An 18,360-nucleotide genomic window follows, 5' to 3' on the forward strand; every position below is an offset into this window, starting at 1 on the left:
GTTCTTGATCCTTTTCTAGAAGAATGTGGGGACGAATCAGAAGTTCATGCCATACGAATTGGCGACGGCTTTCAGACCGCCAGCATAACCCTGACCAATTGCGCGGAATTTCCACTCGCCTGCATTGCGATACAGCTCGGCGAAGACCATCGCCGTCTCGGTCGATGCATCTTCGGCCAAGTCATAGCGAACGACTTCTGCAGAAGATTTTTCATTCACGACACGGATGAACGAACCGCCTACCTGACCGAAGTTCTGCTTGCGGCTATCGGCTTCATGGATGGTCACGACAAAGACGATTTTTTCGACATCGGCCGGCACACGCGTCAGATCGACCTTCACCACTTCGTCATCGCCATCGCCAGCGCCGGTGCGGTTATCACCAGCGTGCTCGACAGAACCGTCAGCGCTTTTCAGTTGGTTGTAGAAAATGAAGTCAGCTTCACTGCGGACCTTGCCATTGGCGCCTAACAGGAATGCGCTGGCGTCCAGGTCAAAATCCTGGCCGTCAGTGGCACGCGGGTCCCAGCCCAGGCCAATGAGTACATTGGTCAGGGTCGGGTCGGTTTTCGACAGCGAAAGGTTGCCACCTTTTTGCAAAGTCAAAGCCATGATTCGTTTATCTCCTTTATCCAGTTTTTACGCTTTTTCTTCAGCCGACTCTTCTTTTCCCGGGAAGAGCAGACTGGCGACGATACCGATGATCAGTACGACCACCACGACCAGCAGGCTGGTGTTGGCACTGATTTCGTAACCGTGATGGAACAGGTGGTTGGTTGCATTCAGGCCCAGCTTGATGGCGATGAAGAACAGCAATGCGATAACCGCTTTCTCCAGGTGCACCAGGTAGCGCTTGAGGGCTTCCAGCACGAAGTACAGGGTACGCAGGCCGAGAATCGCGAACAGCATGGCCGAGAACACGATCAGCGGCTCACGGCTGACGGCGATGATGGCCGGCACGGAGTCGAAGGCGAACAGTACGTCGGAGATTTCAGCCACGACCAGACACAGAAACAGCGGCGTTGCGAACAAAGCACCTTTGGCAGCCAGCGTGATACCGGCGTTTTCAGGCTTCTTGATCTCTTCTTCCAATACCGAACGGCGCACGAAGAAATTGCTGCCATGCAGTTTTGGCCAAACCGGGAACAGCTTCTTGGCGAAGCGATAGGCCATGTGCTGGGAGTAATCGATCTCTTCGTCGTCGTCATCACCGGCACGCAGCATCATGATGGCGGTCCAGGCAACGATGATCGCGAATACCACTTCGACCCACGGCCCCAGAGCCAGCAGGCCAGTACCGATGGCGACGAAGATGCCGCGGAAGACAATGGCGCCGATGATGCCCCAGTACAGAACGCGGTGGCGCAGGCCATCCGGGATCTTGAACCAGGTGAACAAGGCCATGAACACGAACAGGTTGTCGACACTCAGCACTTTTTCCAGCGCATAACCGGTCACGAACAGGGTGGCGACTTCGGAGCCGTGCTGCACATACAGGAAGCCTGCGAAGGCCAGCGAGATGGCAACCCAGAAGATCGACCAGGCGGACGCCTGGGCGAGCGTGATCGGCTTGTTTCCCCGGTGGGAAAACATGTCGATAGCCATGGCCGTAATGGCCAGGCCAACGAAGACGGCCATCGTGAGTGGAGGGAAGCCTAGAGAGGTGCTTTCCATTTAACTGCGTTCCTTAGGGTAAAAATTACAGGTCGAAATCGGACGGGTTCAGGCCAAGCTCTCGACAGATCGTACGGCAGACTTCCCGCTCTTTCTCATCGAAGCTGCCATCTGCACCACCGATGGCACAGCAGACGCGCACCAACAAACGGGAGGCGTCTTCTTTTTTCTTGATCTTGCCAATGGTTTTCAACGCTTCGGCACGGCCAATTTCAAAATCGAACTCGAATTTGGAGCACGCATCCTGAAACCCCTGGATGACGTCTTTCATATCGAAGACTTTCAATTCCTGAGAGTTCTGGATGAAGCCGGCCATCTTCTGCTTTTCACTGGAACTGATGTCGCCATCGGCGGCGGATACCAGAGCGCAACCGGAAACCACGGCGTCCATGAATTCGCGATTCTTGAACTTCGAGACTTCGGTAGCCAGTTTGTCACGAGCCGCTGTTGCGTTTGTTTTCAACCAGTCCAGCATGTCTATCTCCTGTGAAGCGGCAAGGCCTGCCTCAGAAATATCGGTAGAGTGTTTACTTGGATCCGGCAGCCCAGCGCATGCCCCAGCCGTAGGCCTTGTCCATGTTGCTGTGTCCGTTGTGGAAGTCCACGCGACGCGTCACCTTGACGGCACCGTTGTCGTTTTCCAGCAGAGCAATTGCACACATGCCCTGACGACCCCCTTCTTCATTGAGGCGAACCTCGATGGGTGGCTGGCCGGGCGCGTGGATAGTGACAACTCCGTCGGTCTCTTTCCAGTTCGGTGCGCCTTCATAGATGAATGCGTAGACCAGAATGCGACGAATCTTGTTCCAGTGACCACCGTTGATGTGCAGCCATTCGCCATCGCTGACGGAACCGGTACGGTCATCGCCCATCAACTTGATGAAGGGCTCGGTGTTGAGTGAACCGAACGAATTGCCCAACGCCTGGACAGCGCCTTTGTGGCCGTCCTGCAACTCGAACAGGCAGCCTACATCAAGGTCGATGGCATTGCTCTTCTTCATCGAGAAGAACCCGCCGCCCTTGGTGTCGCTGCGACGGTTCCAGTTCAGGTTGACGCGAATCTCGCCAAAGCCCGCACTGGTTTTTTCCAGGCTGACCGACGCGCGGGTCTTGTCCAGGGTGATCTTGCTCAGGCTGACCGTCGATTTGACGGCAGGTGCTGGCGTTGGCGCTGCAGGTGCAGGTGCAGGTGCAGGTGCAGGTGCAGGTGCAGGTGCAGGTGCAGGCTGATCCTGCGGGGCGGCCACTTCAACGCCAAAGTTTTTCGCCAGCGGTTCAAGCCCGCCCGCAAAGCCCTGTGCCACACAGCGGAATTTCCAGGCCCCCTGACGCAGATAGAACTCGCCCAGAATAAGCGCGGTTTCCTGCATGCCAACGGTGGGAATATCGGCTTCGATACCCCCGGTGATGGTCAACGCCAGACGCGCCACGCTGCCGAAGCTGGCCTTGTTCTCATAAATGGTTGCGGTCAGGGCAACTTTCTCGACGACCGCATCCAGACGGCTCGGATCAAGCGTGAATACCGCACGGCCAGCCGACGTTTCCGTCAACTGTACCGCACCGCCATTTACGCTTTTCTGACCGTAGAAGCACATGTCCTGATCACCACGGACCTTGCCGGTGCCGGTCAGCAGGAAAGCGGACACATCAATGTCCGCGCCCGTCAGCGGGGAGTAGCTGACGTCGACCGTCAAGGGACCGGCAGCTACCGGCGCGTTGGCGCCTGGGACAAGTTGGGTCATGCGCGAACGGCTCCAATGGCCAGATCGACCAGGTCATCCGCTGTACGACCGTTGGTTGCCTGACCCACGGCGGTGAAATCCCAGCCGCTTGCAGTACGCGACAGGTAAGACATCACCACACCGGTGTGCTGGCCTTTTTCCGACAGGTCGAAGCGACCCAGTTCGTTGCGCGATCCCAGATCGACGATGCGGCAATAGGCATTGGCGACTTTTTCGAAGTTCTGGCCAGTGAAGGAGTTGACCGTGAACACCAGGTATTTCACGGTGGCAGGCAGCTTTTCCAGGTCGACACTGATGGTTTCATCGTCACCCGCGCCTTCGCCAGTGCGGTTGTCGCCAGAGTGTTGAATGGCGCCATCACGGGATTGCAATTGACGGAACCACACCAGATCCAGAGGTTTTTTGTCGGCATCGAGCATGATGCAGGACGCATCCAGGTCAATGTCACCCCCGCCGCCGCCCAGCAGCTTGCCGAAGAATCCGCTCGCTTTCTCCGGGTCCCATCCCAGGCCCATGCTGACTTTCTTAAGGCCGGTACCAGCGGTTTTCTCAAGCGAGATCGTCTGGTTTTTTGCCAAAGTGAGTGCCATTTTTCGCTCCATGTGGACGAAGGAAGTCGGATAAAAGTGTTACAGCCTTACCGTGTTGGCTCATCTTTGCCATCGGGATTGTGTAACTTGGCGTTAATGGGCCCCTTGTAACGCCCTTTACGCCACGTCGGATGGAAATGGCGCCAGTGGGCATCCTGCGCTGCCGCGAGCAATTCGTGGTCACCACGGGTGTCGCCCCAGGCGCGCAAACGGAATTTGTTAAGCGGCCCGTAAACACTTTCCAGGCGCGCAACCTTGGAGTCGCAGCGACAATTGCTGCCTTCGATCAATCCGGTCAGTTTGCCGTCGATCACTTCGAGATTGGTCCCGATCAGCTCAACTTTTAGCCGGTCGGCGAACGGTTGCAGCACCATAGCAGGCGATGCTGAACAAAGCGTGACAATGGCGCCCTTCTCAAGCTCGGCCGCAATGGACTCCAGCGCAGCCGGACGCATCAGGCGTTTCCAGTAGAGTTCGCAAAACGCTTCAGCCTTCTGCTGGAGCCACTGCGCCTCAACCCCGGTCAGAAAAGCCTTGATCAGACGCCCTTTGAGTTCGTCTCGGGTAACGCGCTTGGTCAGGTAGCCGATGCTGGGCAATACCAGTCTGGCCATGCGCACGGAAAAAGCACGTTGCCCAAAGGCAAATTTGAGAAAGGGCACGAAGCTGTCGTGTCGGGTAATGGTTCCGTCGAAGTCGAACACCGCCAGCAGGCGTTGCTCCACTTCGACTTCAAGGTCAGGTTCTATCATCTAGCTAACTGCCTCAGCGAGTCGAATGCTGGCATCCATGATCGAAGCGGGTGCGGGTAGCACTCCATGCCATTTGGCGCGCTCCATGATGTGGGTTGCCCATTTGTAATGGGTCGCCGGTTCACACATCGCGTCGTTGTACTTGAACACGGCTGGCGCAACAGAGTTCAAAATCATCCGGGCCGAGTTCATGTCTTCAAGACTGACGCGAAGTGCATTCTGAATGATATTGACCTGTGATGGGTGAATTGCGGTCTTGCCCACCAGACCATTGGCGATGTCCAGCGTCAGTTCCTGCTCAAGAATCTGCGGCGTGGCCAGTTGCTCGAACACCGGCGCGGTCAACGCAAAGCCTTGCGATCCCATCACGCCGGCCAGCATCGGAATGACATAACCCATCGGCGTGCCGTACAGCGTCATCGCCGGATTGCGGCGCAGCCCGAGACAGCCCATCAGGTCGTTGCCGCCAATGCGCAAGGCAATGATTCGCTCGTCCAGGCTGGCTTTCAAGGCCTGGCCCAATTCGACCATCGCCGTCGGGTTGAACACTTCCGGCGTTTCCAGCGTGGGCATCAGCGCAAGCGCCGGATTGGTTACCGCCTGCTCCCAGCCTGGCAGACTTTTAAGCGACAGCTTGGGCACCACGAAGCCGTCGACATGGGCCATCAACGGCCAGTCGTTGAGGATGCGGGCCATCCCGGCATCCCGAGGACGAACGAACAGCAGCGGACCATTTACAGGACGACCGCCACGGTTCTGGATACCGGTCAACACCTGACGCAGGTTGACCAGCGCGGTATCCACGTCGATAAGGGCTACGGCATCTTCCAGACAGACCACCAGCGAGCGCAACTCGGGCAGTTTTTCGCCGAATGCCACATCCAGAATGTCGTCGCGGGTAGCGGGCATGTACAAGGTTGCGCCCAGCGCGTAAGGCGAGAATAAGGCCATTAGCTCAGACTCCGGATGATGGTTACCGCCCTGTAGGGCCCCAGGGCATTGCCGACCTGCTCGACAGGAATGCCCGCTTTTTCGGTCAGGTGCATGAGCAATTGCACGTCGCGATCAGCCGTATCGCGCACCAACACATGGTCCGGCACACGGCGCATGACCGCGCGGGTGGCTTCGGCAATGCCAGGCTTGATGCGGTTCAGATTGTTTATCCCGAACCGCTCGGCCAGACGCTGGACCACGGCTGCGGCAGACGACTGCAATTGCTGACGCTGCCTTTGAGTCCACGGTGCCACCGTGACAGCAGATCGCAGACTGCGCCGCTGGCCCTCGATCCGTTCGATGAAAGACCGGGTCACGTCATGGGGCTGCAGGTGATCGTAGACCACGCAACCGTGCAGTCCAGCTTCGGACGGCCAGATCGAACGCGATACCAGCCCGGAGACTGTCGCACCCAGAATGCCGGACGGGATCACCCAGTCTTCACTGGACGCTGCCAGCCAGGCACTGCCGCAGGGATCGGCCAGCACCACAAGACGCGGTTCTTCCGGGAATCGCCCGTCGCCCGCCAGACTGCGCTTGATCTCGCCTGAAATCGCGCCCTTGCCGGTCCAGCCGTCGACAAACACGATGTTCTGCGCACCATGAGCGTCTATGATGGCTTCGAGCGCCACGCCGTCGGTGCCCCGGTCACGGATGATGCTGATGCCGTAGTGGTGAGCCTCGCGGCCCAGGTCAATCAGGGCGCGGCGCAGCAGAACGCCGAGTGGCAGACCGGCGCGCACGAACGACACCAATACGATCTCGGGGCCGGTGCATTGCCGATCCAGCGCCTGCGCGAGTGACTGAACGTCAGCTGCCATGCGCCCACCATTCTGATCCAGCGTGCGTTCGAACAAGGCCTGATGCGCCGCGCTTGGGGCCGCTTCTTCGCTGATCATCTCCGAATAGTGCTTTTGGCGCGTCTGGATCAGTCGCTCCTTTTCCTCGACATCCGTGGCCTGCATCTCGACGCAGCGCAGCAGAAAATGCACGTCGCCTTCCAGATAACTGCCACTCCCCACGGTATCCGGGCCGTGAACCGGCTTACTCATGCGCAGCCCCGACAAACATTCTGGCCAACTGACTGCGGGCAGGCGTCGCCCACCAGTGGCATTCGTCCATGAAGCCAAGATCGGTGATGCTGTCGCCAAAACCCAGCACCGGGCGCTCACCATTTACCGCTTTGTCTCGGCGCAGCCACTCCTGAACAGCGTACCGCTTGGCCAGACCGTTGGGCAGGAACGCCAGATTATTGCCATTGCCATGCACGTGCATGCCATCGAGCAAACCGCGCGCCTGCACCTCGGCCAGCACCCGGGTGAGAACGCTGTCGTCGTTTTCGTTGTGCTTGGTCACCACGTAATGAAACAGTCTGGCCTCTTCCACGACCCAGCCGCGCAGCGACACCCCCATCTCCTGACCGATGGCCAGGGTGGTAGCTGACAACTCATGAAGGCGTGTCTGGTAGCTGGCCAGTGTCAGCTTCATCTGCTCGTTCCAGTCCTTGTCCACCTTTCCCATCAGATCGAGCATGACGCCGCCGTGCGAACAAATGGCTCCGGCCGTGAACGGCAACTTGACCCGGCTGTAGGCCTCGACACTGCGCGCTGTCACCGGAACCACGTCCGAGTGGGCCAGCAGCCAGTGAGCGAAGGACTTCTGCACGTTGGTCATGTAGCCGTTGGCATTACCGCTGATGTCGAGCGTGGCGACGTGCTTTTCTATATGGGCCGGGGTTTTGCGGGCGGTCTGGAACAAGGTGTCGTCCAGGTCGACGAAGATCAGCGGGCGGTCGTTACTCATCGCAGATCACCTCGGCGTTCAGCGCTTCAATCAATTCGGCAGGCACCGCCTGGCTCGGGGTTTCGGTACAGATCAGCACCCGGTCGAACTGCCCTGGGCGCACGTTGTAAAGGAAATTGGGGATGCCCAGCCCGTAATTGTCGGAGAACGACAAGGCGTGATCGATGGCATGCCCCAACGCGATCGGCGAGCGGCTGGTCGAGCTGAAATGCACATCGGCACCGGCCTTTTCCAGACGCTCGGCCAACAGAAACGGACGCCAGACGAACTCGCTGGTGCCAACGACCAAAACCCGTTCACCTTTCTCGACCTGAATGCCGGGGGCCAGTGTGTCGTCCACCGACAGCACGCCGAGGCGCCCCCAGTCATTGGCGGTCACCAGCGGCCAGTCGCCCATGGCGACGGTGCCGACTTCCGGCATGTCGGGCATGGGCGCACTGACATCTTCGTCGAAGGAATAGGAGCCCTGCAGCAGAGACACTTGCTCGGCCACCGCGCCCATCGATGTGCTGACCGCGCCTGCCGACCAGTCGGTAAGCACACAGGTCACGACACGCTCGAGCCGATCGAGACCGGCATCGACCAGCGCCTGGTGAAGATTGATGAAGGTCTTGCCAGTGGACGCTTCATCATCGACCAGCACCAGCGAGCGGGCGTTGAGCATCATGTCGCGCAGTGCAGGGTCGGTGGGCAAGTGAATCAGATGCGCACTGGCGTGGCTGTGTTCTTCCTCGAACCGAGCGAACAGGTCGGTGCCGGTCGGGTGGCGAGTGCTGACCAGATACATCGCATCCGGGCGCGAAGCGCTGTACGCACGATGCACGCCGGCACCGAGACCGACCGCAGTTTCGGCCATGCCGATGATCAACACCGGGCCGGGCAGGTCGACGGGGATCTTGTGCGCCAGATCCTGAAAGCTCCTGAGCATCACGCCTGGACGGACCGGAATGTGTCGGCCCAGAACCCGCGAGACGAACAAAAATGCACGTTTGGGATTACGACGCTCAGCGAAGCCGAACAATGAATCCGGGGCAATCGTGGACGCGTTGACGCTCACATTGAGGCATCCCCGGAGCAGATCAGCACGAAGCCTGACAGGTGTTGAAGAAGCTGCGCTGCTGTCCATCGATGATTTCCTGATTAGCGGGGTCGCAACCCCTTGGCGTCTGCCTGTCGGAACGGTCCCTGGAAAGGACGTTTCGGTATCACTCGCGAGAAGCTTCGACGAGCCATAGCGAGGACTGGGCAGCCCGCGTGATTTCGGTTGTGGTGTATGACCTTTCCGACCTGGCGTGTGGCGCATCGATGCGGCACGCCTGCAGAAAGGACAGAAGCAGTGCGGATTTCACCGCGAAATTCATGTTCTGGCCGTCCGGCACCGTGGACGTCACCATCCCGATCACCGCCCCGCCGCTGTCGAACAACGGGCTGCCGCTGGAGCCTGGCTGAATGGGTGCGGTGAACTGGAACAGGCTCGCATCGCTGTGCAGACCGAACAGCCCGGATATGCCACCTTGGGTAACCTGCAGGCCCCCACCGGAAATGGACGCCAGCGGGTAACCCAGCACGACCACGTTATCACCCGGCTCACAGCCCTGGCCTTCCCGGAATGTAACCGCAGACAACGGCGAAGCACCCTGCACACGCAGCAACGCGATGTCATTGCGGCGGTCAACTACCACCGGTTCGGCCTTGTAGCGCCCTTCCAGCGAATGGATGTGAAACACATTCATGTCTTCGATGACATGGGCGCAGGTCATCACATACGCAGGCCCGACTACAAATGCCGTCCCGGTTGCCGAGTGATGCGGCGAACCACCGCCATGCGGAGCACCTGCCGGACGTCGCGGATGGCGGTCATCGACATCCAGGCCAACCTTGCGCCCGAACGCGGAAAGTCCATACGCCGAGCCTTCGCTCAACGCACGGAATTTCCATTGCTCGTTCCGCTTGTAGAACTCACCGATGATGATTGCCGCTTCACCGTTGTCCCGCAGGTCAACCCGATGCTCGATATCGTTATCCACCTGCAGATGCAGGCTGCCGATCTCGCGAACGGGGCCGGTCGCAGCGAACACGTAGACCATCAACAGCACACGATCACTGCCGGCAGGCAGTTGATCCAGCTTCAGCGTACAGCCCACGTTCTGCGGACCGCCGCTCCACTCCATCCAGTTCTGTTCATGATGAAGCAAGGCAGGATCGCCTTTGGGCTGACGCTTTTCGTCCACCGCAAGCAGCGCTACCGCCGCGTACTCACCAAAAATCGAGGATCGGCCGCTTTCCAGGTTCCAGGTGCAGTGAGCATTCGCTAAAGCTGTATTTGCACCTGGCGCCAAGACCTTCATGCCCGATCCTCCCTGATAAGAGCGATTAGTAATAGCAAAAATCTATTATCCGGATCATACCGTGGCGCGTACAGCCACGGTGATGGCCTTGACTCGAATATCCTCCAGCCAATGTGTTTCCGGTTCTTTCAGGCCCAATCGTCGTGTGGCGAAAATGCCTGGGAGATTGACACCGGTTTCGCGCGTGTAACCAATGCCGCCCGAGTAACGCGGATTGATTTCCAGCAGGTGCGGCTTGCCATTGGCGTCGTCCCGGGTCTGCACATTGATCAGCCCGTCGCAGGCAAAATGTTCGGCGGCCCTGACTGCCAGACGCACCGCCTCGCTGTCGCGCTCGAAGGTCTGATTCAACCCCAGCTTGCGCCGCCCGACATACGCCACGGCCCTGCCCTGCTCGCAAACCATGTCCACCGAACACTCGCTGCCAGGCATGTACGGCATCAGCAACATGGGCGGACGATCGTCGGACTGCCGATAGGCATTCAGGTACGCACTGAAAGTCGTTTCGCGGGCATCCGGGTTGGCAAAACAGCGAAAATCGTCGACGCCGTCCTTAAAGCGCCAGAACCCGTGACCATAGATCCCGACAGTGGGCTTGATACAGACCTCGCCCGCGCTGGACAGCGCGTCATAAGCCGCCTGTAATTCGTAAGCGTTGTTCGCCGTAAGACCCGGTATGCAAGCAAGGCCCGCCAATTCGGCTGCGGCGGTGAAAAGGCTCTTGTCGTCGACATTCTCGAAAGTCTGCAGCGACGTTCCGCCGGTCACGAGGTCAAAGCCCTTAGCGACAAAGCGCTGACGCTCGGCCTCGTAACGGCTTCCGACCCGCCCGGCGACAATGACCTTGACGCCTAACGAGCGCGCTGTTTCAAGCACCCAGGCGATGCGTTCTTCGTTGTCGAGCGGCTCCTGCAAGGCCACATCGGCCTGACCGGTGATCTCCGACCGCAACTGCCGATGGGATGCGACAATCCGCACCGAGGCGGGCAAGGCATCACGCGCGCCCATGATCACTTCACGCTGGCTGGACTGCCCTTCAAGGAACCAAATCATGTGAATCTCCGGAAGACAAGTCAGCCTCAAGCGGCCTTGTCGAATTTTGTAATAACTGTTTTGCTTCGAGATGTTCGGATTAAGGCAAAGTCACGCAATTTTAAACAGAGGACGCTGGTATGAAGTGGCTTAAAAGGTCGATTTGGCTTGTGGTATTCGTAGCATTAGGGATCGGCGCATTAAGCCTCTATTACGTCCTGCCGCGCCATGATGTCGTGATGATCACCGGTGTGGAAGTCAAAAGAATGGACGCCGACGGTGTCATCAACGCCGAAAATCCGGCTGACGGCCCGACCCGCGACGTGTACTTCATCAACACCGAAGACCCGGACACCAAGAAGGTCGTGGTTTACCGCAACGAAGACACCGGCTGGAGCTTCCCGTGGTATTTCAAGTTCGACTCCGCCGACATACAGGCCAAAGCTCAGGGCTATTCGCGTGACTCCCAGCAACTGGCGCTCATCCGCTATTACGGCTGGCGCATCCAGATCCTCTCGATGTTCCCCAACGTGACCCAGGTCGAAGCCGTCACCACCCGTGACCAGCCGTTCCCGGTGTTCAACACCATCTTCTTCGTGGTGCTGTCCGTGCTGGTGCTGATGGTTGTGATGGTGATCCGCCGCCGCTTCCGCAGAACGCCACAGCCGCGGGTGGATCAGGTGGTGAGGTAAACGAGGCACTGAAAAAATCCCGATCAGTGAGGATCGGGATCTCTTCATATCCTTGCCATCAAACGCGGCCCGTCGCGAACCCATATGGCAATGCAAAATCTCTTGGCGAGTACATCACTTGCGCCCCATGGAACGACTGACCGCCTCCCCAAGAGGTGAACAGAAGGACTTTGACCCAATGACGGATACCCTACGTAGCATTTACCTCAGCGTGTTCGGCCTGCTGCTTTGCGCGACCGGCCATGCGCAGGCAAATCCGCAATCGCCTCCGCCCCTGAATGTCGTGCTGGGTCAGACGCACTTGCAACTGATTGATCATGAGGGCCGTTGCGCGCTTTCAGAATCGAGGCAAAGACCGCGCGAGCTGGAAATGGCCTGGCCCTGTCAGTTCTCCCCTGACCGCCAAGGCAGTGCCCGCGTCGAGACCGTCAGGAAAACGCCTGTGGTGCTGGTCATGCGCAGCGAACCCCAATCGCCTCCCGAAACCGGCTGCCTCACTCAAACTCAGGCCGTGCGCCTGATCGACGGCAAACTTGAAACATCGGTACGCATGGACACTGCAGGCTGCGGCTATGGTGCCGACCAAAAAGTCTTCGTGGGCCTGTTCGACTGGTAACGAAAACCTGGCAATGCCGCCATCTTCAACACCGAACTTCTTGTAAGGAAAGAGCAGGTTGCACTCAACTTGGCGACATGCCTCAATCCACAGTGATCTTGCCAACTCCAGCAGCGGCTCAAACGGGCTATCTGACCGATGACGCTAAAAAGGCAGGCGGACTCCGAGTCCCGCTGAAGAGCCAGAAAAAAGCCTCGAACCCCAAACGGGTACGAGGCTTTTTCATGGGTTTGTGGTGCCGAAAACAGGAATCGAACACCTCTAATCAAGGCCATATAAACCTAAGAGCCTAGCCTCAACAAGAACAAGAAAGGCACTCAAATAGGTACTTAACCATTTCCGGTACCGACGCCCCTAATGAGGCGATGGGACACCATCAGCCGAACATCTCGGCCACTATGCGCAGCATCAAACTATTGCCTGATCACCCAGCAGAAATCCAATGTGGCCAAGGTGAAAACCGTTAATGCCAGAATGCTAGCCATTTCAAAACAAATGAAAAATCAGAAACATACCTCCAGGAACAAAACAAAAACATCCCTGGATGATTTTTTTATTGACTTAAAAATCACCCAGGGACATTATTCCAGTGCGCCAGGGGGAAAGATCTGAGAAACCTACCCCGCCAGCGCAAGTAATAAAAACTAAATGACTACCATCTGGAGACTTCTATGTACCCTAAAATTGGCGAAATGCCCACTCCCCTCATCGGCCCAGGAACGCCTCAAGGCCTTGAATCGCTCGACAGCCTCGTTGACGCGGGCGATGTGAACGAAACCCCTTTCAATGTTTTCATCGGCCATAACTTGGGGCATCGTGTATTCACGATGTCCGTGCCCTTCCGTAAATTCGCCGAGATATCAGACGTGGCCAATGACCGAGAAGCTGGTCCTGTTGCGCAGCGCCAACTCGATGAGGGCCATGCGAAAAAACTAGCCATCTACATGGTTAAAGGGCTCATCTCGGCTGCGAAGATGCGGCGAATTGCGGTCAGCAAGCCAGTCCCAGAGACTTTTGACGACCTGGTACGAATTCTTGGGGAGCAACCTTACTTTTCCTTGCAACCATTGGTTTGCAACATTCGGAACGTTCCTCCGGGGGGCACAGGCGCAGGGGGGATCCGTGGGTTTCGTCTCGAGACTTCCGCAGGTGAAACGGCTGCATTCAAGGTCTTCCTGTCTGAGCGTCATACTCTCTGGGTTGTAGATGGGCAGCATCGTCGCGCAGCAGCAGCAATGGCGATTTCCTTTTTGGATCAGGTTCGTTCGTCAGGCAAGTATCCAGGGAAAGGGGCGGTGCTGTTTGCTGAAAAAGGCAGAACCGTCTCTGAAGCCGAAATGATTGTTTGGAATGAAGCATACGAAGCTGCAAGGCAGTACGCTACGCTCACTGTCGAGGTCCATCTCGGACTTGATATCGAGCAGGAGCGTCAGCTTTTTCATGATCTCAATCGCCTCGGCAAAAAGGTGGATGCTTCCCTCGCGTTTCAGTTCGACGGCTCTAACCCCATCACATTGTTCATCAAGCGCAAGCTTTCTGGGGAGCTTGGGGTTGCGCTCACTGATAGCGAGCCCAAAGACTGGTCTCAGGACTCGGGCGCTATTCTACTGAAGGACTCAGTTGCCATTAACGCCATCGCGTTCTTGAACAAAGGAAACGTCAGCGGCGCCACCCCTGCAGTAATTGAGCCACGCGAGCAGGTAGTACTTGACCTGTGGGGCAGGATTATCGAGATCCCCGATTTCGGGAGTCATCAGGCGAGGGAAAAGACAGTTGCCGCACAACCGGTTGTCCTGAAGGCCATAGCAAAAATTGCCTACGATCTGAACTTTAGCAACCGTCGCCCCGCAGATTCTGAAGAGCAATTTCAGCAGTTTTTAGACCGTCTTCCGTCAGTAGATTTTTCTCATGCGAACCCAATGTGGAATTTCTACGCGATGACCTCGGGAGAGCGGCTGGATAAAGGGCTTTCTGACCTGAGCGACTATCTGCCCGAGGAAGCTCCTGGGGTAAACAGGGACGTTGGATCTAAACAAGGGGACTTCATGCGCTTCGGGGCGAAGCACAATGACATTTTTCCGATCCTCGGCGATATGCTCCGCTGGGCGACCGGTCTGCCAAGCCGCAGGGCCGTTGCTGTCTAAATGTTCGCATGGACCCCTAAGACTTTCGGCTCAATTACTCGCGAAGAAGCACACAAGACGGCCGGGGCGTAATATGCCCCGGCCGTTTAAAATCGCCGCCATAGATCTGATGGATACTCGCTTCCCGCCTGGAAATCTGAACGTCTGGCGATATTACCTTTAGGATCATAGTGATGCTTTTACGAAGACCGGACACTTATCATCGTTTCATAAAAACTCGGACGGACGTAGAGGTCATGGAAATGCCCCATCAGAATGGGGGACTTGTCGGAGGTGTATGTGTGTGACGCTAAGTGTAGCGCTACCTTTACCCAGGCAGGCACCAGTCTTTCCAATTTTTCCGGCGTTTCTGAAGGTTTCTAAGAAATCTCGTTCAATAACCTTCCCATCACGTGCAGAAGTAAATGCTGCCTTTGTCATCCAGAGATGCCCTTCTTTGCTCTTGTTCGGCTTGACGGTTAGAACGATGTCCAGAGATGCGCTCCCCGAAAACATCCCTGAGACCTCTGGCTTAGCGAATTCAAAAGTGAGCGCATTATCGTCGGTTGCGGAAACGCTTTTAACGCTGGCGATGGGGGCTCCGAGCTTTGCAGCGATGGGAAACCTAGCTGAATACAGAGCAGTGCCGTTACGCACCTCTTTAGTGATTTCTATGAGGTACTGCTCCCGATCACTGGCGCTGGATGGGGCATTGCATTCTTCACCCTCAGAGAAGTAATACTTCCCCTCAAACGCGTAGTCCCCCTGCCAGCATCCAGCCAGCGATGCAGATGCCATCACCAAAAACGCCACTTTCCATTTCGTCACGCTGAAGACTCCCTGATAACAATTTACCACTATCCCAATTCCTACTCATCAAATCCACGGGATACAACCGATGCGTTAAGCTGCTGCACGAATAGCAGGGCGCGAAACTCGTCGAGCCACAGAAGTGCCGGTATCCAGTAGGCGCGGATGACCACACCATCTGATGCCACAACCACTCGACGTCCTATCGCCACCCGCCATATCCAGGAGGGAAACATCGCAGACAGAACGACCAACTGCTGCTGGTCGGCATACATCATGATTTGTCCCCACCGGCGCTTTTTCGGCGCTCGATGCACTCGCCCGCACCCCATAACCCAGCGCCCAGTATCGCCAGAACGATAACCAGCCAAATGGGCACAAGACGATACACTCCCAGACAAAACCCCAACCCTGCGCAGCAAACCGCGATCATTGCTTTCCTCATAGCAGTCTCTCCTTTCATCCGAGATTGCAGCTAATCACCATTTTTGGTGTGTCATCGCATTGAGGCGAAAAATGCTCATTTCCACGGTTTGGAAATGAGCATTCGTGAGGACCATGGGCGTGTACGGAACGCCCAGATCGAAGCCGATAAGGAGCAATCGCGAAAGCGGACGCCGGTCGCCTGCCACAAACGCCGCTGCACTGGCTACCAACCATTCAATGGCTAACGGCCCTTGCGTTTCCGCTTTTTATACCTCAACATGAGGAACAGTTTTCGGAAATAGGTACGGAGCGGCGATGAGCACATTTGAACTGACAGCCTCAAACGCTTTCACTCGGCGAGCGACGATTTTTGACGAGCCCGCGGACGTAGAGGCGCGTTTGCGGGGGCTGCATTCTGACTTAGGCCCCGTTTTGCTCCGTGATGCCATTAATGGCGGTCTCAGAGGACGTAATGAGACCAGCCGTGCGTCTGCGCCGACGGCTGCCGGTGTTCAGCAATGGCTGAAGACCGTTGAAGACCTACGCACTTTATTGGCGACCGCTCATTGGCATATCCATGAGCAACAGAATTGCCCTTTCATCAGCTCGCCTGATCGAAGCATTTCGATCGTGGTTATGACTGGCAACAGTGAAACCGGTAGGAATGGGGATGATGAGCCAACGAACCAGGCTGAAAAGGGAGCAGTTGCCGAGGGCTTTATCTATAACAACAATCGCCAGTTAGAATTATTCAATATGGCTTCGTTCCAGTTTGCCAAGGAGCACCCTAAAGAAACTCAAGTCTGGGCGTTGCTTTATCACTATGACAAGGCCCTTAAAGAGGTTCGATACGAATTATCTTTACCGACCGGTTTCAGTAATAAAAAAATCACTAACTGGGGTATCCGCATACTGTTAGGAAGCGTTTCTAACAACCCTGATGACTTCACCATTCGCAAAGATGAATCAAGCACTCAGATTTCGGTGGATGTAGAGCCTAAAAAAGGAATGCTGTGAGTAAGCTGCTATGTCCGAAATAAATCCCAAGCAAATCACATTTGCCAGGGTTAGAAGACGCATCACTAAGGCCCAGCTGGCAAAAGAATTAGGCATCACTAGCCGTAGCTTGCAGAACTACGAAAGCGGTGCTTCTTCTCCCGAGCCAGCGGCCTTGGAAAAAATTGCAAAACTGCTGAACTTTCCTCAGCAGTTTTTTTTCATTGACGAAGATATGCCAGAGCTAAAGGAACATTCGGTAAGCTTTCGCAAATTGTCAAAAATGACAGATGCATTGAAAGCTTGCACATTTGCAACAGGTGCTATCGCTTTTAGAGTAAACCATTGGATAGAAGAGCGGTTTAATATTCCCTCAGCAGGGTTGCCCGACCTAAGCGATTTAGCACCTGAGGAAGCAGCGGCCACACTCCGCCGGTTATGGGGACTAGGCAATGCACCCATACCGAATATGGTTCATTTGCTTGAATCAAAAGGTATTCGTGTATTTTCGCTGGCTGAAGAAACCCGAGAGGTTGACGCTTTCTGTACATGGTATGAGGGCAAGCCATTTGTGTTCCTAAATACTATCAAGTCGGCAGAGCGGAGTCGCTTTGACGCGGCGCATGAGCTTGGCCATTTAGTCCGCGATGTTTACACTATGCAGCACGGCCAAGCCCATGGACCTGAAATTGAGCGCCAAGCCGATGCATTTGCCGCAGCTTTTTTAATGCCCAAGGAGAGTGTAGCTGCTAATCAGCCACCCACTTACTCCGTCAAGTATCTAATGAAACTCAAGCACTATTGGGGTGTATCGCTCGCCGCCATGGCCTACCGTTTCAACTCATTAGGCTTGGTTAGTGAATGGAATTACCGCAACCTTTGCATAGATATCGCCAAAAGTGGATATCGAACCAATGAACCGGAGCCAATGGAGCGAGAGACATCGCAATTACTCACTAAAGTGCTAGACGCTCTGCAGAGCCGAAAGCAAGGCCGCCGTGAAATTGCAGAGAGTTTGAGCGTAAGCATAGATGAAATTAACTCTCTAACCTTCCAGCTTACGAGACTATCAGTAGTCTCAGGAAACGCAGCTAGTGGGGGTGTAGCACGGAAGGGGTCTCCAAACTTGAAGCTTGTGTAACTGAGGATTGTTTCTTTATTTGGTTGAACGCAACTATCCTAGAGTACCCTGCGGCGCACTGGCGATCTGACGACGCACCACAAATCCTGCTGATAATTCTCAGTGGTTTTTGGATGATTCGTGGGGGACTCGGGGATATGGAGCAGGTGAGCTTGTGCAGCCTGAAGCCGTATCAATGGCAGCGCGGAATTTCATGGAGTTATTTAATGGATGCGCCAGAGGTGGCTCACTGATGCGGCAACCGTGGGGCTGTGCGGATAGATGTTGAGCGAAGCAAGCGCAGTAGTTTTTGGATGCCCCGCGAGTAATCCCGCTCGTCCCTTGATGAAACGGAGGGCTGTGCAGATGAGCCCCACTCATCGTGGCGTCACCATCTGCACCAGGGCGGTCAGTGCCACCCCTCTTGCCCGAACTCTACCCTTTGGGTTTGGGAGGATTTAACTTACCCGCGCTTTCACCGTTTGGCCGAAACGAGGGAGGTGAGACAGGCCCAATCGGATTAGCTGGCCGCGACCCTGATGAAGATCGCCCCGCCCGCGTCGATACGCTGTAAGCGCTCCATAAACCCCACCGATCTTAATATGGCTGGCGCAGTCAGCTAAGCGTATCCGCTCCACGAACC

19 protein-coding genes are annotated in these 18,360 nt (G+C 56.3%); 5 read left to right on the forward strand and 14 right to left on the reverse strand.

The window, feature by feature from the left end; all coding sequences use genetic code 11:
- Positions 1 to 36: 36 nt before the first annotated feature.
- The 12 genes from BZK31_RS14775 to BZK31_RS14830 form a co-directional block, all read right to left on the reverse strand.
- Positions 37 to 612 carry a TerD family protein gene (locus BZK31_RS14775; RefSeq protein WP_083183698.1) on the reverse strand — a complete coding sequence of 192 codons (576 nt, stop codon included), beginning with the start codon at positions 610 to 612 and terminating at the stop codon, positions 37 to 39.
- A 27-nt stretch (positions 613 to 639) separates the two neighbouring features.
- Positions 640 to 1,674 (reverse strand): TerC/Alx family metal homeostasis membrane protein, encoded by a 1,035-nt coding sequence (locus BZK31_RS14780; protein WP_083183699.1) that lies wholly within the window; start codon positions 1,672 to 1,674, stop codon positions 640 to 642.
- A 25-nt stretch (positions 1,675 to 1,699) separates the two neighbouring features.
- Positions 1,700 to 2,149 (reverse strand): tellurite resistance TerB family protein, encoded by a 450-nt coding sequence (locus tag BZK31_RS14785; protein ID WP_083183700.1) that lies wholly within the window; start codon positions 2,147 to 2,149, stop codon positions 1,700 to 1,702.
- A 52-nt stretch (positions 2,150 to 2,201) separates the two neighbouring features.
- The gene (locus tag BZK31_RS14790; RefSeq protein WP_083183701.1) at positions 2,202 to 3,416 is read right to left on the reverse strand and encodes a TerD family protein; all 1,215 of its coding nucleotides are present in this window, start codon (positions 3,414 to 3,416) and stop codon (positions 2,202 to 2,204) included.
- Complete coding sequence (locus BZK31_RS14795; protein ID WP_083183702.1) at positions 3,413 to 4,006, reverse strand: TerD family protein; 594 nt, start codon at positions 4,004 to 4,006, stop codon at positions 3,413 to 3,415. Before BZK31_RS14795 ends, BZK31_RS14790 begins: the two co-directional genes overlap by 4 nt.
- A 47-nt stretch (positions 4,007 to 4,053) precedes the next feature.
- Positions 4,054 to 4,758: an HAD family hydrolase gene (locus BZK31_RS14800; protein ID WP_087881666.1), complete on the reverse strand. Its 705-nt coding sequence runs from the start codon at positions 4,756 to 4,758 to the stop codon at positions 4,054 to 4,056.
- A complete protein-coding gene (locus BZK31_RS14805) occupies positions 4,759 to 5,709 on the reverse strand; it encodes an HpcH/HpaI aldolase/citrate lyase family protein (RefSeq protein ID WP_083183703.1) in 951 nt (316 codons plus the stop codon).
- Positions 5,709 to 6,803 (reverse strand): cysteine protease StiP family protein, encoded by a 1,095-nt coding sequence (locus BZK31_RS14810; protein ID WP_083183704.1) that lies wholly within the window; start codon positions 6,801 to 6,803, stop codon positions 5,709 to 5,711. The genes BZK31_RS14805 and BZK31_RS14810 overlap by 1 nt, the downstream gene beginning before the upstream one ends.
- Complete coding sequence (locus tag BZK31_RS14815) at positions 6,796 to 7,554, reverse strand: HAD family hydrolase (protein WP_083183705.1); 759 nt, start codon at positions 7,552 to 7,554, stop codon at positions 6,796 to 6,798. The genes BZK31_RS14810 and BZK31_RS14815 overlap by 8 nt, the downstream gene beginning before the upstream one ends.
- A complete protein-coding gene (locus BZK31_RS14820; RefSeq protein ID WP_083183706.1) occupies positions 7,547 to 8,680 on the reverse strand; it encodes a phosphoribosyltransferase domain-containing protein in 1,134 nt (377 codons plus the stop codon). Before BZK31_RS14820 ends, BZK31_RS14815 begins: the two co-directional genes overlap by 8 nt.
- A 79-nt stretch (positions 8,681 to 8,759) precedes the next feature.
- Positions 8,760 to 9,902: a trypsin-like peptidase domain-containing protein gene (locus tag BZK31_RS14825; RefSeq protein WP_083183707.1), complete on the reverse strand. Its 1,143-nt coding sequence runs from the start codon at positions 9,900 to 9,902 to the stop codon at positions 8,760 to 8,762.
- Positions 9,903 to 9,956: 54 nt separating this feature from the next.
- Positions 9,957 to 10,955 (reverse strand): ATP-grasp domain-containing protein, encoded by a 999-nt coding sequence (locus BZK31_RS14830; RefSeq protein WP_083183708.1) that lies wholly within the window; start codon positions 10,953 to 10,955, stop codon positions 9,957 to 9,959.
- Between the two features lie 119 nt (positions 10,956 to 11,074).
- Here BZK31_RS14830 and BZK31_RS14835 point away from each other — a divergent pair, with 119 nt between their 5' ends.
- The 3 genes from BZK31_RS14835 to BZK31_RS14845 all read left to right on the forward strand — a co-directional run bounded on the left by BZK31_RS14835 (position 11,075) and on the right by BZK31_RS14845 (position 14,386).
- Positions 11,075 to 11,626: a DUF1523 family protein gene (locus BZK31_RS14835; protein WP_083183709.1), complete on the forward strand. Its 552-nt coding sequence runs from the start codon at positions 11,075 to 11,077 to the stop codon at positions 11,624 to 11,626.
- A gap of 178 nt (positions 11,627 to 11,804) precedes the next feature.
- Positions 11,805 to 12,242: a hypothetical protein gene (locus BZK31_RS14840; RefSeq protein ID WP_083183710.1), complete on the forward strand. Its 438-nt coding sequence runs from the start codon at positions 11,805 to 11,807 to the stop codon at positions 12,240 to 12,242.
- Positions 12,243 to 12,913: 671 nt separating this feature from the next.
- On the forward strand, positions 12,914 to 14,386 hold the full coding sequence (locus tag BZK31_RS14845; RefSeq protein WP_083183711.1) for a DNA sulfur modification protein DndB: 1,473 nt from the start codon (positions 12,914 to 12,916) through the stop codon (positions 14,384 to 14,386).
- 234 nt (positions 14,387 to 14,620) lie between these two features.
- Here the strand turns inward: BZK31_RS14845 and BZK31_RS14850 are convergent, their stop codons facing one another.
- Entirely contained in the window at positions 14,621 to 15,193 is a 573-nt protein-coding gene (locus BZK31_RS14850) for a hypothetical protein (RefSeq protein ID WP_083183712.1), read from the reverse strand.
- A 41-nt stretch (positions 15,194 to 15,234) separates the two neighbouring features.
- Positions 15,235 to 15,453 carry a hypothetical protein gene (locus BZK31_RS14855; protein WP_083183713.1) on the reverse strand — a complete coding sequence of 73 codons (219 nt, stop codon included), beginning with the start codon at positions 15,451 to 15,453 and terminating at the stop codon, positions 15,235 to 15,237.
- A gap of 463 nt (positions 15,454 to 15,916) precedes the next feature.
- On the opposite strand from BZK31_RS14855, the gene BZK31_RS14860 reads away from it, so the two are divergent.
- On the forward strand, positions 15,917 to 16,618 hold the full coding sequence (locus tag BZK31_RS14860) for a hypothetical protein (protein WP_083183714.1): 702 nt from the start codon (positions 15,917 to 15,919) through the stop codon (positions 16,616 to 16,618).
- Between the two features lie 10 nt (positions 16,619 to 16,628).
- Positions 16,629 to 17,738 carry an XRE family transcriptional regulator gene (locus tag BZK31_RS14865; RefSeq protein WP_083183715.1) on the forward strand — a complete coding sequence of 370 codons (1,110 nt, stop codon included), beginning with the start codon at positions 16,629 to 16,631 and terminating at the stop codon, positions 17,736 to 17,738.
- Positions 17,739 to 18,360: the final 622 nt, after the last annotated feature.

Origin of the sequence: Pseudomonas floridensis, from assembly GCF_002087235.1 — a bacterium.
In the GTDB taxonomy this organism is placed as follows: domain Bacteria; phylum Pseudomonadota; class Gammaproteobacteria; order Pseudomonadales; family Pseudomonadaceae; genus Aquipseudomonas; species Aquipseudomonas floridensis.

Coding starts and splice junctions, on each gene's coding strand:
- BZK31_RS14775 (WP_083183698.1), bottom strand. CDS start 612: ATGGCTTTGACTTTGCAAAAAGGTGGCAACCTTTCGCTGTCGAAAACC.
- BZK31_RS14780 (WP_083183699.1), bottom strand. CDS start 1,674: ATGGAAAGCACCTCTCTAGGCTTCCCTCCACTCACGATGGCCGTCTTC.
- BZK31_RS14785 (WP_083183700.1), bottom strand. CDS start 2,149: ATGCTGGACTGGTTGAAAACAAACGCAACAGCGGCTCGTGACAAACTG.
- BZK31_RS14790 (WP_083183701.1), bottom strand. CDS start 3,416: ATGACCCAACTTGTCCCAGGCGCCAACGCGCCGGTAGCTGCCGGTCCC.
- BZK31_RS14795 (WP_083183702.1), bottom strand. CDS start 4,006: ATGGCACTCACTTTGGCAAAAAACCAGACGATCTCGCTTGAGAAAACC.
- BZK31_RS14800 (WP_087881666.1), bottom strand. CDS start 4,758: ATGATAGAACCTGACCTTGAAGTCGAAGTGGAGCAACGCCTGCTGGCG.
- BZK31_RS14805 (WP_083183703.1), bottom strand. CDS start 5,709: ATGGCCTTATTCTCGCCTTACGCGCTGGGCGCAACCTTGTACATGCCC.
- BZK31_RS14810 (WP_083183704.1), bottom strand. CDS start 6,803: ATGAGTAAGCCGGTTCACGGCCCGGATACCGTGGGGAGTGGCAGTTAT.
- BZK31_RS14815 (WP_083183705.1), bottom strand. CDS start 7,554: ATGAGTAACGACCGCCCGCTGATCTTCGTCGACCTGGACGACACCTTG.
- BZK31_RS14820 (WP_083183706.1), bottom strand. CDS start 8,680: ATGGACAGCAGCGCAGCTTCTTCAACACCTGTCAGGCTTCGTGCTGAT.
- BZK31_RS14825 (WP_083183707.1), bottom strand. CDS start 9,902: ATGAAGGTCTTGGCGCCAGGTGCAAATACAGCTTTAGCGAATGCTCAC.
- BZK31_RS14830 (WP_083183708.1), bottom strand. CDS start 10,955: ATGATTTGGTTCCTTGAAGGGCAGTCCAGCCAGCGTGAAGTGATCATG.
- BZK31_RS14835 (WP_083183709.1), top strand. CDS start 11,075: ATGAAGTGGCTTAAAAGGTCGATTTGGCTTGTGGTATTCGTAGCATTA.
- BZK31_RS14840 (WP_083183710.1), top strand. CDS start 11,805: ATGACGGATACCCTACGTAGCATTTACCTCAGCGTGTTCGGCCTGCTG.
- BZK31_RS14845 (WP_083183711.1), top strand. CDS start 12,914: ATGTACCCTAAAATTGGCGAAATGCCCACTCCCCTCATCGGCCCAGGA.
- BZK31_RS14855 (WP_083183713.1), bottom strand. CDS start 15,453: ATGATGTATGCCGACCAGCAGCAGTTGGTCGTTCTGTCTGCGATGTTT.
- BZK31_RS14860 (WP_083183714.1), top strand. CDS start 15,917: ATGAGCACATTTGAACTGACAGCCTCAAACGCTTTCACTCGGCGAGCG.
- BZK31_RS14865 (WP_083183715.1), top strand. CDS start 16,629: ATGTCCGAAATAAATCCCAAGCAAATCACATTTGCCAGGGTTAGAAGA.